Here is a 14,998-nt window from a genome sequence, read left to right on the forward strand (position 1 = left end):
GGCTCGGAGGCGAGCCGGCGTGGTGCGGCCGAACGGGGGCCGTCCGCCCATCGTCCCAGAGCGCTCGGACCCCCGTCGGCACCCCGCCATGATCAGGGACCCTGATCATGGAGCGTCCTCCCTCACCGCCCACCGTGAGGGAGGACGCGCTGGGATCAGGTTCCCTGATCCCAGCGCAGAGAGCGATCAGGCGCAGTCCGGGCAGCGGACGTCGTCGACGTCCTCCCCGGCGAGGAAGTCGCCGATCCAGTCGACCAGCTCCGTCCCCTCGACCTCGCTGCCGTAGAGGACGTCGTTCCCGGCGGTGCTGACGTGCTGGTCGCCCGGGCCCACCCAGGAGCTGAGCTCGACGCCGTTGCCCTCGATGTACTCGTGGTTGCCCGTGATGAGCTCGAGCAGGGGCGTGTCGCCGAACCCGATCATCTCGGTGAAGTCGCGCTGCACCTCGTCCTCGGCGGTGTCGATCGTCGCCAGGCCGATGCCGGGCACGTGCCGGCCGGCCTGCACGAACAGGCCGGGCAGCGACCACGCCGACTGCGGCTCATCGGCGCTCTCGGGCCACTGGGGAAGGTTGCCGAAGATGCCCCAGAGGCCACCGATGGCCCCGGTGATGAGCTCGTCCCCCGGATAGGCGCTCGACCCGTCCGAGATCACCTTGATGTCGGCGTCCGGCAGCAGGTCGTGGGCCAGCCCGCCGTAGAGCGGAGCACCGGCCGAACCGGCGCTGAAGCCCAGGACGACGACCTCCTCCGCGTCGGGGAACGACGCGGCCATGCCCTCCAGGGCGGTCGTGGCGTTCACCCGGCCCTTGTGCTCGATGACGACGCCGTCGCCGTAGTCCTGGGTGTTGTCGCCGAGGTGTAGGTCGCCTGTGCAGTACGGCACGAACACGACGCTGTAGCCGAACAGCGGGTTGGCGGGGTCGCCGACGTCGACCAGGCCCCGGGTGGCCGGCGTCGGCGTCCCGTTGCTGTAGACGTAGCCGGGCTCGTCGGCCAGGTCGGTCGCGAGGTTGGGCTTCGACGTCCCGTCGGCGGAGCCGCAGGTCTCCGCGCTGAAGCACGCACCGCCGCCCTCGAGGACGAACAGGACCTTGGCCGGGTCTCCCTCGTGCTGCCAGTAGTGGAACTCCGATCCGTCGCTGCACCGGCACTCGTCGGGGGTGGCCACCTTCTCCCACGCGACTTCCTGGACCTCCCCGGCCGGCCGGTCCGCGGACGTGCCCGGGGCCGCGGCGGTGTCCGTGTCGGCGGGCGACGAGTCGTCGGAGCAGGCGGCGAGACCGGAGAAGGCCAGGACGGCGGCGAGCGGGGGCACGAGGCGGCGCATCACGGCGGGGAGCGTAGTCCGCAACACATCTCGCGTTCACCGCCGACCTACCCGGCGGTAACCAGAACTTTGCTGGTCAGCACTGCATCCGGAGAGGCGCTCCGCGGCGAACACCTGCCGTGGACCCGCGACAGTGGATCCTGCAGCCCCTCGTGGATGCCGGACTGCCTCCCCAGACGATCACCGATCTGTTGTTCCGCCTGAGCTTCGAGACCCTCGCGCAGGACGGCACCGCCGACGACGGCGCCCGTGCCGTCGTGGACGGGCAGCCGGCCGCGGTGCAGGCCGCGTGGGTCGAGACGCTCAGCCGCATGATCGCCGCCGGCGAGCTCACTTCCTAGCCGTCCTGGTCGGAGGCGGACGGGACGACCGTCCAGTCCAGGACCCGGTGGGCCACGGTCTCCAGCAGCGGCCGGTCGTGGGAGACGGCCAGGACACCGATGCCGGACTCCCGGCAGTGCTCGAGCAGCAGGGTCCAGATGCGCGCCTGCGTCACGGCGTCGAGGCTGGCGCTGATCTCGTCGGCGACCAGGTAGCGCGGCCGGGTCAGGAGCGCCCGGGCCACGTTCACCCGCTGCAGCTCACCGCCGCTGATCTCGTGCGGATAGCGGTCCAGCCACCTCGGATGGACGAGCCGCTCGTCCACGTCGGCCGGCTGCGCTCCGGTGGCGGCCAGCGCCTGCCGCACCGTCCAGCGCGGGTCGACGGCACGCTCGGGCTGCTGCAGCACCAGCTGCACGGGATGCGGCGCCCGGCGGCCGCGCGGTGCCGCGCCGTCGACCGTGACCAGCCCACGGTCGGGCCGCAGGTGACCGGCGAGCACCCGGCCCAGCGTGCTCTTCCCGCCCCCGCTCGGTCCGCAGAGCCCGACCACCTCACCCGGGGCGATCCGGAGGTCCACCCCGTCGAGCACCCACGGGCGGTCGCGCGCGTAGCGGAACCAGATCCCCTCGCCCCGCAGCATCAGACGCCCTCCGCCACGCGGAACCCGTTCCCCGGCAGCGCCTGCCACAGCGCCCGGGTGTACGGGTGGGCGAGCGCGTCGCCGTCGCCGGTGAAGGCGGCCGGGTCGGCGACGTCGACCGTGCGCCCGTCACGGCAGATGACGACGCGGTCGGCCACCTCCACCGCAGCCCGGAGCTCGTGGGTGATGAGCACGATCGCGCAGCCGTCGTCGGCCATGGTGCGCAGCTCACCCAGCGTCCGCCGGACGTCGGCGGGGGGCAGACCCGTCGTCGGCTCGTCGGCGAGCAGCACGCGCGGATCGCTCAGCGTGGCCATGGCGACCAGCACCCGCCGGGCCATGCCCCCCGACAGCTCGTGCGGGTACCGGCCCAGCACCTCCGGGCCCAGTCCACGGCGCTCGAGTGCGTCGGCCGCCGCACGCCGGGGGTCGTCGGAGCCGGCCAGCCGCGCCGAGCGGCGCACCTGGCGGCCCACCGGGCTGAGCGGATCGAGGAAGCTCGCGGCCTGCGGGAGCAGGGTCATGCCCCTGCCCGCGTGCCGACGGCGGGCAGCCGCGTCCAGCCGCTCGCCGTCGAGGACGACGTCCCCGCGCTCGACGGCGTTGGGCGGCAGCAGGCCGAGCGCCGCGTGCGCCAGCAGGCTCTTGCCCGCGCCGCTGGCACCGACCAGGGCGACGACCTCCCCGGCGACCGCGGTGAGGTCCATGCCGGTCAGGGCGCGCACCGTCCGCCGCCGCAGGCCCCGCTCGTACTGGACGAAGTCGATCTCCAGCCCGCGCACCTCGAGCACGGCCCCGCTCACAGGTGGTGGCTCCGGGGGTCGAGCAGCGCGCGGGCGTTGCTGCCGATCGTGTCGACGAGCTTGACCACCACCAGCAGGCACAGCCCGGGGAGGACGGCGAGCCACCACGCGCCGGCGGTCAGGTAGCGCATCGACTCGGCCAGCAGGATGCCGATCGAGGGCTCCCCCGGGTCGACGCCCAGGCCCAGGAAGGACAGCGCCGCCTCGTGCAGGATCGCGTGCGGGAACAGCAGCACGGTGCCCACGAGGAAGTGCCCGCCGAGATGGCCGGTCAGGTGCCGGCGGGCGAGCCAGCCGTGGCCGTGCCCCTGCTGCCGGGAGATCGCGACGTAGTCCGACGACATGACCTCGCGCGCCCGCCCCCGCAGCACCCGGGTCAGGGTCGGCCAGTGGGTGAGCGCGACGGCGGCGACCACCGCGCCGGTGCCCCCGCCCAGGGCGAAGGCCAGCAGGATCAGCAGCACCAGGTGGGGCAGGGCCAGGAAGAGGTCGACCAGCCAGCCCACCGCGCGGTCGACGACGCCGCCGAACACGGCGGCCAGGCAGGCGAGCAGCAGGGCGATGCCGGCCGACACCATCGCCGCGGTCACCCCGATGACCAGGCTCAACCGCAGGCCGGCCAGCGTCCGCGCCAGCATGTCGCGGCCGAGCCGGTCGGTGCCGAACCAGTGCGCGGCCGAGGGCCCGAGGTTCCGGTCGGCCAGGTCGGTGGTCTGCGCGGCGTCGGCGGCCAGCCCTCCGGCGACGACCACCCCGAGGACGACGAGCACCGACAGCCCGACGTAGGCCAGCGTGCGGCTCCGCCGGTCGGCGAACCGCCGGCCGGACCGCTCCAGGGTGGCGGTCACCGCGCACCCCGGCCGGCCGGCTCGGGCACCGCGGGCGGCATCGGGTCAGGGTCGAGCAGCGGCTCCCACGGCTCGCCCCGGCCCCAGCGCGGACGGCGGGTGCGCGCCGGGTCATGGGCAACACGGGGATCGAGCCGGCGGTGCACCAGGTCGCCGAGCTGGTTGCCGACGAAGACGAAGACCGTGGTGAACAGGGCGATGCCCAGCAGCAGCGGGACGTCCTGCCCGAGCGCGGCGGTGGTCGTCGCCGCGCCCAGCCCCGGGTAGGAGAAGACCTGCTCGGCCAGCACCGAGCCGCCGAACAGCTCGCCGAACGAGGCGAACTGCAGCAGGACCGCGGGCGCGGCGGCGTTGCGCAGCACGTGGTGCACCACCACCCCCCGGGTCGACTCGCCCTGCGCCCGGGCGAACGCGACGTGGTCGCTGGCCATCGCCTCGATCACCGCGTGCCGGGTGTGCAGGACCACCGGCGCGACGCCGACCACCGACAGCGTCAGCGCGGGCAGCAGCAGGTGGTGCAGCCGGTCGAGCAGGGTGACGTCGTCGGCCAGGACGCCGACCGGGACGGCGCAGCAGACCGGTGTCCAGCCCAGCGACACCGAGAAGACGTAGAGCAGCAGCAGGCCGACCCAGAACGTCGGTGCCGACGCCAGCGTGTAGGCCCACCAGCAGACCGCGCGGTCGGCGAACCGGCCCGGCCGGACGCCGGCGAGCACCCCGAGGGCGAAGCCGACGACGCCCGACAGCACCCACGCGGTCGCCATGAGGGCCAGGCTGGGCAGGAAGCGCTCGGCGATCACCTCGGTGACCGGGGCGTTGAACGACAGCGCCCGGCCCAGGTCGCCCTGCGCCACGTTGCCGAGCCAGGTGGCGAACCGCTCCAGCGGCGGGTCGTCCAGGCCCCACCGCTCGGCGATCTGCGCCCGCTGCTCCGGGCCGATGGCCGCGATGTCCCCGCCGACGTAGGCGTCGACCGGGTCCACCGGCGAGTGGACCATCAGCGCGAAGGACGCCGTCGCCACCGCGGTCAGGAGCAGCACCAGCCGGACCAGCCGGCCGGCCAGCCCCCGTGCCACCCGGGTCAGCAGGTCCACTGCCACCCGGTGATCCCCGCGGTGACCGGCCAGCCGTGGCCGTGCGGCTCGATCCGCGGTGCGCCGAGGTCGAGGCACTCGTCGACGAGGTAGGTGTGGTCGAGGTTGACCAGCCAGGCCCACGCGGCGTCACCGGAGGGTCCGAAGCCGGTGCCCTCGCCGTCGTACTGGGCGGCCCGCCACTCCGCCTCCGCCACGGCCGGGTCGGTGGCGGTCATCGCCGCGTCGAGATGCGCGTCGACCTCGGGGTTGTCGTAGAAGCCGGGATTCCAGTACTCCACGCCGGCCTGGCTGGAGGAGTACAGGTTGTACATCTCCGTCGGGTCGAGCTGCCCCCAGCCGAAGAGCACCGCGTCGGCGTGCAGGCGCTGGTCGATGACGTCCCAGCTCTCCCCCTGGGCGCTGATGTCGACGCCGATGGGAGCGACCATGTCGGCCACCGAGAGCGCGAGCCCCTGGCGCAGCGAGTCCGACGCCGGGTAGAGGAGCGTGAACTCCGCGCGGACGCCATCCTTCTCGCGGACGCCGTCGCCGTCGGAGTCGACCCAGCCGGCCTCCTCCAGCAGCTCCTCGGCCCCCGCCGGATCGGCGTCCTCGATGGCGGAGTCGGGCTCGTACCAGGGCAGGCCGTCGACCGGCCCGGTCGCCGGCGACCCGTAGCCCTCGAGGACGCCGTCGACGAGCGCCTGCCGGTCGATCGCGAGGTTGATCGCCCGCCGGACGGCGACGTCGGAGGTGACGTCGTTGCCGATCGGGGCCCCGTCGTCGGTGGTGCGCCCGGTGTCGGGGACGTACGGGAAGGTGATGCCGCGGTTGTCGACCGACTGCACCTCGAGCAGGCGCATCCCCGGCACCGCGGTGGGCGCCAGCTGGGCGGGCACCGCCGCCATGTCGACCTGGCCCGCCGACGCCGCGGCGATGGAGGCGTCCTCACCGGTGAACTGGAAGACGATCCGCTCGAAGGCCGACTGCTCGCCGTAGTAGTCGTCGTTGCGCTGAACGATGAGCTGCTGGCCCTCGTCCCACTGGACCAGCTCGAACGGCCCGGAGCCGACGGGGTTGCGGGCGTAGTCGGGGCCGTGCGCGTGCTCCGGCACGATGCCCAGCGAGATCAGCCGGTTGACGAAGGTGCTCTGCGGGCGCTGGAGCCGGAGTTCGACGGTGTCGTCGTCCACGGCCACGGCCTCGCGCAGCGCGGTGACGTCGGTCAGCCCGCCGCTGCTGCCGGCGGTGGTGAAGGTGTAGGCCACGTCGGCGGCGGTCACCGGCTCGCCGTCGGTGAACCGGGCGTCGGCGCGCAGGTCGACCGTCCAGACCAGGCCGTCCTCGCTCACCGACCAGTCGGTGGCCAGGTCCGGGACGACGTCGAGTTTCTCGTCGCGGGCGAGCAGCGTCGACTGGAACAGCGGGGAGCCGTACCGCCCCCAGCCCAGGGTCGGGTCGTAGCCGTCCTCGGACTCCCCGCCGATGGCCAGCACCAGCTCGGTGGGCGCCTCTTGCGAGGCCGTCGAGGGGCTGGAGTTCGCGCAGGCGGTGAGCGCGGTCGCGAGCACGACCGCACCCGCGACGGGACGGCCGTAGGTCCTGGTTGCGCGCATGCCGGAACTCTATTGCAAACAGCTTGCAACAAGCCCACCCGGCCGCCCGCCCGTTCGCCGAGCGCGGGGTTCAGCGGCTGTCACGGCCGGTCGAGAGCCGTGGTTCCCCGCGCTCGGTGCGGTCAGCTGCCGGCGCGGTGCACGGCGGCGCAGAAGACGCGCGCGTCCTCGACCGTCTCCTCCAGCGGCGCCAGCACCTCGGTCCGCGCCACCTCCCCCACCCGTGCGTGGAGCCGCTGCTCCGCCCGGCGCCGTCTCCTGCGTGCCCCGGCCCGGACGAAGGGTCTGGCCAGGGCCGCGAGCAGCGCGCCGCCGAGCAGTCCGGCCACCAGCAGCAGGGTGGGCAGCGGGATCCCCTCGACCCGCGGCAGTGGCAGCACGTCGCCGAGCTGCAGCCAGCCGAGGACGCCGAGCCCGATGAGCCACAGCGCGCCTCCGAGGGCGCAGGCCAGGAGCAGCCACTGCAGCCCGCCGACCGCGCGCTGCCACAGCGGCACCCGGACCGGCCCCAGGTCGGCGCCGGTCACGGCCCGGTCGAGTCGGTCGGCCAGCCCCGACCCCGCCTGGTCGGCGGTCCGGCGCAGCTCGTCGCGCCAGGCCTGCGGGAGCCCGTCGCCGGCCGTGGTGCGCACCTGCCGGAGCGCGGCGGTCATCGCCGCCTGCTGCACCGCACCGGCCGCGGGCAGCGAGGACCGGGCGCGCTCGTCACCCAGGTGCAGGCGGGCCAGCGGGTCGGGGCGCAGCTTGCGCACCCACCGCACGACCGGCCAGCCGGTGCGCGCCGCGCCGTCCCGGACCGCGGAGCGCTCGACCGCCGACGCGACCACCGGCACGCCCGCGGCGTCGGCGAGGGCACCGGTCAGCTCCGCCTCGCCCGCGCGCCCCGATCCCGCACCGAGGTCGCCGTCCGGGCAGTGCACGACCAGCGCCTCGGCTGCCGCCCGGACGTCGGCGGTCAGCCGCTCGGTCGCGGCCCGGCGGGCGCTGACCCGGCGCCCCAGCTCGGTGCGCAGCTCGGCCAGGCCGGTGCCGGTGCGCGCCGAAGTGGCCACGATGGGCGTGTCCGCGAGTCCTTCGGCGTCGAGCAACCGGCGCAGGTCGGCCAGGCAGGCGGCGGCCGCCTGCTCGTCGAGCCGGTCGATCTGGTTGAGCACCACCACCAGCACCCCGGCGTGGCCCGCCATGGGCGCGAGGTAGCGGCCGTGCACGGCCGCGTCGGCGTACTTCTGCGGATCGAGCACCCAGACCAGCACGTCGACCAGCTCCACCAGCCGGTCCACCTCCAGCCGGTGCTCCAGGCGAACGCTGTCGTGGTCGGGCAGGTCGAGCAGCACGAGACCGTCCAGCCCCGGCTCCACGTCGGCCACCCGGTGCCGCCGCGGCACCTCCAGCCAGTCGAGCAGCCGGTCGGCGCCGGCCTCGCCCCAGACCGAGGCGTGCGCCACCCCGGTCGTCGGCCGCCGCACCCCGGGGGTGCTCACCTCGGCCCCGGACAGGGCGTTGAACAACGTCGACTTGCCGCTGCCGGTCGCACCGGCCAGCGCGACGACGGTCGCGTCCCCCAGCGCCTCGCGGGCACCGGCCTTGGCCAGCAGCGTGCGGGCGCGCGCGACGTCCGGGACGTCCAGCCGCCCGTCGGCCACCTCGACCGCCTCGCGCAGCGCGGCCAGCCGCTCGCCGAGCGGCAGCGCGCCCCGGTCCCGCCGTCTCATCGCTCCGCCCGCCGGGCCGCGGCCAGCTCGGCCGCCGCGGCGCGCAGCTCCTCGACGCTGCCCGGTGGGGGCGCGGCCGCCTCGACCAGCGCGTCGAAGCGAGCGCGCTCGTCGGTGAGCAGCCGGTTCGCCCGCTGCTCCAGGTCCGCCCGTGCCCGTGCGGCGAGGGCCCGCACCGCGGAGTCGCCGAAGACCGCCTCGAGCACGCGCTGCCCCACCGCCGTCGTCCCGCCCGCCACGGCGACCTCCCCGCCGGTCAGCCCACCGGTCGAGGCGAAGACGGCGACCATCACCACGGCCCCCGCCCCGTTGACCCCCCACGAGTAGGCCCGGGCCCGGGTTCGCTTGCCGGCGCCCTCATTGCGCACCAGGTCCAGGACGGTGCCCTGCCAGTCGCGCACCTCGGCCGAGGCCGCCTCCGCGAACTCCGGCGACGCCGTCTCCAGCTCGCGACCCCGGCCGGCCAGCAGCCCCTGCCCACCCGCGGTTCCGCGCCAGGCGGTGACCGTGTGCTCCGCCGCGTCCTCGGCGGCGTCCCGCAGCAGCACCTCGACGCCCGACTCGAGTGCCTGCTGCAGCCCGACGCCGGCCGAGGGCCGGCCGGTGAGCGTCGCGGTCAGCCGGTCGCGCAGCTTGCCGACCTGGCCCTGGAGGGTGCGCATCCACTCCCCCGTGCCGACGAACTCCTGCCAGCGCGCGAGCACCTCGCCGCGCAGCAGCGCACCGCTGGCCACGCCCTCGGACACGTCGGCGCACGCCCGCGCGTACGCCCGCTCGGCGGCCTCGTGCAGCGCCTCGGCCGCGGCCGCCTGCCGGGCCACCCCCTCGGCGACCAGGTCGACCCGCCCGCCCAGGCTGTCCAGTGCCCCGGCCAGGGTCTGCCGGACGACGGCGGCGCGCTGCTCCTGGTCGGCCGCCAGTCCGTGCAGCCAGGAGCGCAGCGGTGCGACCTGGTCCTCGGGGAGGAAGCCGTCGGTCAGCGGACGCTCCTCGATCACGAACAGCCGCGCCGCGGACAGCCCGGCGGTGTGCAGCATCCCGCCCAGGTCCGCGGCGATCTCGCCGGCGGCCTCGGGTGGGACCCGGTCGAGCACCACGGCCAGGGCGGTGCCCCGCTCCTGGGCGGTGCGCAGCAGCTCCCACGGGACGGCGTCGGCGTAGCGGGCGGCCGTGGTGACGAACAGCCAGAGGTCGGCCGCCGCCAGCAGCTGGCCGGCCAGCTCGCGGTTGGTCTCCACGACCGAGTCGACGTCCGGCGCGTCCAGCACCGCCAGCCCGGGGGGCAGCGCGTCGCTGACCACCAGCCGCAGGCCACCGGTGATCTCGCCCTCGCCGGTGCTGCGGGCCAGGCCCGGGAGCACGCGGTCGCCGGCGAACGCGGCCTGGTCGGCCGGGGAGCACACCAGCACCGGGGCGCGGGTGGTGGGGCGCAGCACGCCGGCGGTGGTGACCGGCGCGCCCAGCAGGCTGTTGACCAGGGTGGACTTCCCGGCACCCGTGGAGCCGCCGACGACGGCGAGCAGCGGGGCGTCGAGGTCGCGCAGCCGCGGCAGCAGGTAGTCGTCGATCTGGTCGACGACGGCCCGGGCCGACCGGCTCGCCTCGTCGCGGCCGGGGACGTCGAGGTGCAGGGGCGCGTCGGCCAGGAGGTCGCGCAGCGCCTGCAGGGCGTCGGGGAGGCGCGGCGCGGAGGTGCTCATGACCGGCATACCTGCCCCCCGGAGCGGGTGCTCACCCGCGACCTGCGAAGACGGCACCGCCGCCGTCTCCGAACGGGGGACGACGGCGGCGTGCGTGCAGCTCAGGGCGTCAGCCGGCGGTCCACCGCGGCGGCCGCTTCTCCGCGAACGCCTTCATGCCCTCGGCCGCGTCGGCGGAGGCGAACAGCCGGCTCATCTCCTCGGCGGAGCGGTCCCAGGTGGCCGACTCCGCCGGCCGGTCGCCGTCGACGATGCCCAGGGCGAGCCGCTTGCTGGCCTGCACGGCGAGCGGCGCGTTGGCGGCGACGACCTCGGCCAGCCGCAGCGCCGTCGGCACCACGTCCGCGGCGGGCACGACCTCGTTCACCAGCCCCCAGCGCAGCGCCTCCGCGGCGCTCATCGGCTCGCCGGTGAGGACCAGCCGCATCGCCACCTTGCGCGGCAGCTGCTCGGGCAGCCGGAAGACGCCGCCGGCGGCGGCGAGCAGGCCGCGCTTGACCTCGGGCACCCCGAACGTGGCGTGCTCGGCGGCGACCACCAGGTCCGCGGCGAGCGCCAGCTCGGTGCCGCCGCCCAGCGCCGCGCCGTTGACCGCGGCGATCACCGGCGTGCTCATCGGGTGCCGCACGAAGCCGGCCATGCCGTAGTGCTCGCGGCCCGGCACGATCGGCCGCTCGCCGCGGGCCATGGCCTTGAGGTCGGCGCCCGCGGAGAACGCCTGGTCGCCGGCGCCGGTGAGCACGACGCAGCGGATGTCCGGGTCGGCCTCGGCGGCGTCGAAGGCGTCGGCCAGCCGGGTGGCGACGTCGCGGTCCAGGGCGTTGCGGGCCTCCGGCCGGTTGATCGTGATCAGCAGGACGTTGCCGCGGTTCTCGATGAGGACGGTCGGGGCGGGCTGGTCGGGGTCGGTCACGAGCGGCCTCCTGGGCGGTGCGACGACGGGGCGGGGTGGGAGCGGGGCACGGGCCTCAGAGCCCCAGCGACCGGCCGATGATCTCCTTCATGATCTCGGTCGTCCCGCCGTAGATCGTCTGCACGCGCGAGTTCAGGAAGGCCTTCGCGACGGGGTACTCGAGCATGTAGCCGTAGCCGCCGTGCAGCTGCAGGCACCGGTCGACCACGCGCTTCTGCAGCTCCGTCGTCCACCACTTGCTCATGGCGGCGTCCTCGACGGTGAAGCGCCCCGCGTTGTGCTCGAGGATCGCCTTCTCCAGATAGGTCTCGGCGATGGAGACCTCGGTGTGCATCTCGGCGAGCTCGAAGCGGGTGTTCTGGAACTTCCCGATCGGCTTGCCGAACGCGGTGCGGTCCTTGCAGTACTGGATCGTGAGGTCCAGGACGATCCGGCTGGCCGAGACCGCACCGGCGGCGATCGACAGCCGCTCCTGGGGCAGGTTGTTCATGAGGTGGAAGAAGCCGTGCCCCTCCGTCCCGACGAGGTTGGCCGCCGGTACCCGCACGTCCTCGAAGAACAGCTCCGCGGTGTCCTGCGCGCGCAGTCCGATCTTGTCGAGCTTGCGGCCGCGCTCGAAGCCGGGCATGCCCCGCTCGACGGCGAGCAGCGAGAAGCCGCGGGCGCCGGCCTCCGGGTCGGTGCGGGCCACGACCAGCACGAGGTCGGAGAGGATGCCGTTGGTGATGAAGGTCTTCTGGCCGTTGAGGACCCAGTCGTCGCCGTCCCGCACCGCCGTCGTCCGGAGGCCCTGCAGGTCCGAGCCGGCCCCCGGCTCGCTCATCGCGATGGCGGTGATCAGCTCGCCGCGCACGAAGCCGGGCAGCCAGCGCGCCTTCTGCTCGTCGGTGCACAGGTCGGTCAGGTACGGGGCGACGACGTCGTTGTGCAGGGTGAACCCGAGCCCGCTGGCGCCGGCCCGGCCGACCTCCGCGGTCAGGATGGCGTTGTAGCGGAAGTCCTTGACCCCGCCGCCGCCGAACTCCTCGGGCACGTCCATGCCCAGCAGACCTTGCGCCCCCGCGGCCAGCCAGACGTCGCGGTCGACCTGCCCCGCCTCCTCCCACGCCGCAATGTGCGGCACGGCCTCCTTCTCGAGGAACTCGCGCACCGACGCGCGGAACGCCTCGTGCTCGGCTTCGTAGAGCGAGGACTGCACGGCCACTCCCGGGTGGGGTCGACGCCCCCGGACGGGGGCTGCCCCGGAACATAACCGACCCCGGATGCGCCGCTGAGTCCCAGGTCACACCGGTGCCGCCGCCACTCCGGGCTCGCGGGACGAGCCGGGCCCGACGGGCGGCTGCCCGCGGCAAGTAGATTCCCGGGCCATGCCCGCCCCCACCGCAGCACGACCGTTCGGCGCGCTGCTGACGGCCATGGTCACGCCGATGACCGACGACGGCGCCGTCGACTTCGACGCGGCCGTGCGCCTCGCGGTCCACCTGGTCGACTCCGGGCACGACGGCCTCGTGCTCAACGGCACCACGGGCGAGGCGCCGACGACGTCCGACCGCGAGAAGTTCGAACTGGTCCGCGAGGTGACCCAGGCGCTCGGCGGCCGGGCGTTCGTCGTCGCGGGGGCCGGCTCCTACGACACCCGGCACGCCGCCGAGATGGCGCGGCAGGCGGCCGAGGCCGGCGCCGACGGCCTGCTGGCGGTCACCCCCTACTACTCCCGTCCGTCGCAGGACGGCGTGGTGGCGCACCTGACCGCCGTCGCCGACGCCGGTGACCTGCCGGTGATGCTCTACGACGTCCCGGCCCGCACGGGCCTGCGGCTGAGCGCCGACTCGCTGCGCCGGCTGGGCGAGCACCCGCGGATCACCGCCGTGAAGGACGCCACCGAGGACCCGGCCGCCGCCTTCCGGCTGATGCCGGAGACGGGCCTGGCCTGGTACTGCGGCGACGACAGCCTGCTGCTGCCGTTCCTGTCGGTCGGCGCCGTGGGCCTGGTGAGCATGGCCGGGCACCTGGTCGGCGAGCGGCTCGCGCAGGTCATCGCGCTGGCCGAGGACGGCGAGCCGGAGCGGGCCCGCGAGGTGTTCCGGTCGGTGCTCCCGGTGATCGACCTGATCTCCGGCACCGGCAACGGCGCGCTCCGCTCGAAGCTCGCGCTGGCTCTCTGCGGCCTCATCCCGGGGCCGGCGATGCGGCTGCCGCAGCTGCCGGCGGACGAGGACGAGACCGCCGCGGTCCGCGCGGCGCTGACCGCGGCGCTCGGCTCCTAGCGCGAACCGGACCTCGTCCGGGGGCCGTCGGGCCGCTGGGCGAGGCGGGCGGGGTGGATGTGACGGGTGCGGCGAACACGCGCCCGGCGGTGCTGGCCCCGGGTGGCCCGGGCTCGGACCCTGGCAGCATGACCAGCGTCTACGCGTACGGCACAGCACACGCGGTCGTGATGGTCGGCTCCTTCGGCGTCGGTGGGCTCCAGCCGCGCCAGATCGGCCCGGCCCACGCCACCATCGGACGGGTCAGCGGGCAGAGCCGGAAGGCGCTGTGCGGCGCCTACGTCTCCCTCGACGAGCAACAGCCGTGGCCGCCCGAGGGGTACGACGACCAGCAGCTGTGCGGATCCTGCGCCGAGCTCGCCGCCCTCTGAGCCGCACTCAGCCGCCGGCGACCGACGGCAGCACCTGCACGACCGCGCCGTCCGGGACTTCCGCATCCGGACCGCCCTGCCAGCGCACGTCCTGGCCGTCGATGTAGACGTTGACGAACCGGCGCACGCGCCCCGTCTCGTCGCGGATCCGCCGGCCGAGCGTCGGGTGCCGCTCGGCCAGCGCGTCGAGCAGGTCGGCGAGCGTGCTCCCCGCCGGGTCGACGTCGAGGTGCCGGGCGCCGCCGGCCAGGTCCGAGAGCGCCCCGGGCAGCACCACCTGGACGCTCATGCGACACCCCTCACGGCAGCCGGACCGCCCGGACGGCGAGCACGTCGGGCAGGTGCTCGGCCACGAGGGTGAAGGTCTCCCCCTCGTCGGCACTGGCGTACACGCAGCCGTCGCGGGTGCCCAGGTAGACGCCGGTCGGGTCGGCATCGTCCACGCAGAGGGCGTCCCGCAGCACGGCGGTCCACGCGCCGTCGGGCAGGCCGTCGCCCACCTCGGTCCACGTGTCGCCGGCGTCGCGGGTGCGGTGCACGCGCAGCCGCCCGGCCGGGGGCATCCGCTGCATATCGGCCACGAGCGGCACCACCCACGCGGTGCCGGGGGTGGACGGCGAGGCCGCGATGGGGAACCCGAAGTCGGCCGGCAGCCCCTCGGCGATCGAGGTCCAGGAGCCGCCGCCGTCGTCGGTGCGGAAGACGCCGAAGTGGTTCTGCGCGTACATCCGGGCCGGATCCCCTGCGTCGACGGCGACCTTGTGCACGCACTGTCCGTACTCCGGGGCCGGTTCGGGCAGGAACACGGCGCTGATGCCGCGGTTGCGCGGCGCCCAGCCGGTGACGCCGTCCTCGCTGACGTAGACGCCGCCGGTGCTCATCGCGACCGTGACCCGGTCGGTGCGCGGGTCCGGCAGGACGGTGTGGACGGCGCCACCGCCGGCGCCGGGCTCCCAGGTGGGCCGGTGCGAGTGGTCCCACAGTTCGCGCACCAGGGAGAAGCTGCAGCCGCCGTCGGTGCTGCGCCACAGGGAGTGCGGCTCGCAGCCGGCCCACACCACGTCGGGGCGGTCGACGGTGTCGGGGCGGAGCTGCCACACCCGGGCGAGCGCCGCGCCGGTGTCCGCCGGGAAGCGGACGGCGCCGGAGTCGGTCTCCTGCCAGCCGGCGCCCAGGTCGTCGGACCACACCACCGACGGGCCCCAGTGGCCGTACTGGATACCGGCGAGGATCCGCGGCCGGGGCCGGCGGACGTCGATGCACACCGCCGCGACCTCCTGGGCGAGCAGGTGCGGCTCCCCGACGGTCCAGGTGCGCCGGTCGTCGTCGCTGCGGGCCAGCCACAGCCCCTTGCGCGTGCCGATCGCGAGCAGATGGGTCATGGTGCCCCTCCCGGATG

General features: G+C 75.1%; 15 protein-coding genes. 3 read left to right on the forward strand and 12 right to left on the reverse strand.

Annotated elements, in window-relative coordinates; genetic code table 11:
- Positions 1–186: 186 nt before the first annotated feature.
- Positions 187–1,329 carry a pectin acetylesterase-family hydrolase gene (locus tag ACI793_RS16550; RefSeq protein ID WP_456607520.1) on the reverse strand — a complete coding sequence of 381 codons (1,143 nt, stop codon included), beginning with the start codon at positions 1,327–1,329 and terminating at the stop codon, positions 187–189.
- Between the two features lie 119 nt (positions 1,330–1,448).
- On the opposite strand from ACI793_RS16550, the gene ACI793_RS16555 reads away from it, so the two are divergent.
- The gene (locus ACI793_RS16555) at positions 1,449–1,670 is read left to right on the forward strand and encodes a hypothetical protein (protein WP_456607469.1); all 222 of its coding nucleotides are present in this window, start codon (positions 1,449–1,451) and stop codon (positions 1,668–1,670) included.
- Here ACI793_RS16555 and ACI793_RS16560 read toward each other — a convergent pair.
- From ACI793_RS16560 to ACI793_RS16600, 9 genes are all read right to left on the reverse strand, one after another.
- Positions 1,667–2,293: an ABC transporter ATP-binding protein gene (locus ACI793_RS16560; RefSeq protein ID WP_456607470.1), complete on the reverse strand. Its 627-nt coding sequence runs from the start codon at positions 2,291–2,293 to the stop codon at positions 1,667–1,669. The genes ACI793_RS16555 and ACI793_RS16560 overlap by 4 nt on opposite strands.
- On the reverse strand, positions 2,293–3,096 hold the full coding sequence (locus tag ACI793_RS16565) for an ATP-binding cassette domain-containing protein (protein ID WP_456607471.1): 804 nt from the start codon (positions 3,094–3,096) through the stop codon (positions 2,293–2,295). Before ACI793_RS16565 ends, ACI793_RS16560 begins: the two co-directional genes overlap by 1 nt.
- Complete coding sequence (locus tag ACI793_RS16570; protein WP_456607472.1) at positions 3,093–3,944, reverse strand: ABC transporter permease; 852 nt, start codon at positions 3,942–3,944, stop codon at positions 3,093–3,095. Before ACI793_RS16570 ends, ACI793_RS16565 begins: the two co-directional genes overlap by 4 nt.
- Positions 3,941–5,044 (reverse strand): ABC transporter permease, encoded by a 1,104-nt coding sequence (locus ACI793_RS16575; RefSeq protein WP_456607473.1) that lies wholly within the window; start codon positions 5,042–5,044, stop codon positions 3,941–3,943. The genes ACI793_RS16570 and ACI793_RS16575 overlap by 4 nt, the downstream gene beginning before the upstream one ends.
- Positions 5,026–6,636: an ABC transporter substrate-binding protein gene (locus ACI793_RS16580; RefSeq protein WP_456607474.1), complete on the reverse strand. Its 1,611-nt coding sequence runs from the start codon at positions 6,634–6,636 to the stop codon at positions 5,026–5,028. The genes ACI793_RS16575 and ACI793_RS16580 overlap by 19 nt, the downstream gene beginning before the upstream one ends.
- 122 nt (positions 6,637–6,758) lie before the next feature.
- A complete protein-coding gene (locus tag ACI793_RS16585) occupies positions 6,759–8,348 on the reverse strand; it encodes a GTPase (protein WP_456607475.1) in 1,590 nt (529 codons plus the stop codon).
- The gene (locus ACI793_RS16590) at positions 8,345–10,048 is read right to left on the reverse strand and encodes an ABC transporter (protein WP_456607476.1); all 1,704 of its coding nucleotides are present in this window, start codon (positions 10,046–10,048) and stop codon (positions 8,345–8,347) included. Before ACI793_RS16590 ends, ACI793_RS16585 begins: the two co-directional genes overlap by 4 nt.
- 109 nt (positions 10,049–10,157) lie before the next feature.
- Entirely contained in the window at positions 10,158–10,961 is an 804-nt protein-coding gene (locus ACI793_RS16595; protein WP_456607477.1) for a crotonase/enoyl-CoA hydratase family protein, read from the reverse strand.
- A 55-nt stretch (positions 10,962–11,016) separates the two neighbouring features.
- A complete protein-coding gene (locus tag ACI793_RS16600; RefSeq protein ID WP_456607478.1) occupies positions 11,017–12,159 on the reverse strand; it encodes an acyl-CoA dehydrogenase family protein in 1,143 nt (380 codons plus the stop codon).
- Between the two features lie 169 nt (positions 12,160–12,328).
- Between ACI793_RS16600 and dapA the strand changes: the two genes are divergently transcribed.
- Together dapA and ACI793_RS16610 are read left to right on the forward strand one after the other, a co-directional pair.
- A complete protein-coding gene (dapA, locus tag ACI793_RS16605) occupies positions 12,329–13,228 on the forward strand; it encodes a 4-hydroxy-tetrahydrodipicolinate synthase (protein ID WP_456607479.1) in 900 nt (299 codons plus the stop codon).
- Between the two features lie 128 nt (positions 13,229–13,356).
- Positions 13,357–13,599 carry a hypothetical protein gene (locus ACI793_RS16610; RefSeq protein WP_311345206.1) on the forward strand — a complete coding sequence of 81 codons (243 nt, stop codon included), beginning with the start codon at positions 13,357–13,359 and terminating at the stop codon, positions 13,597–13,599.
- A gap of 7 nt (positions 13,600–13,606) precedes the next feature.
- Here ACI793_RS16610 and ACI793_RS16615 read toward each other — a convergent pair whose 3' ends face one another.
- Positions 13,607–13,888 (reverse strand): ubiquitin-like small modifier protein 1, encoded by a 282-nt coding sequence (locus ACI793_RS16615; protein WP_456607480.1) that lies wholly within the window; start codon positions 13,886–13,888, stop codon positions 13,607–13,609.
- Positions 13,889–13,898: 10 nt separating this feature from the next.
- Complete coding sequence (locus tag ACI793_RS16620) at positions 13,899–14,981, reverse strand: exo-alpha-sialidase (RefSeq protein WP_456607481.1); 1,083 nt, start codon at positions 14,979–14,981, stop codon at positions 13,899–13,901.
- Between the last annotated feature and the right edge of the window lie 17 nt (positions 14,982–14,998).

The sequence above is a fragment of the Blastococcus sp. SYSU DS0617 genome, from assembly GCF_054051075.1.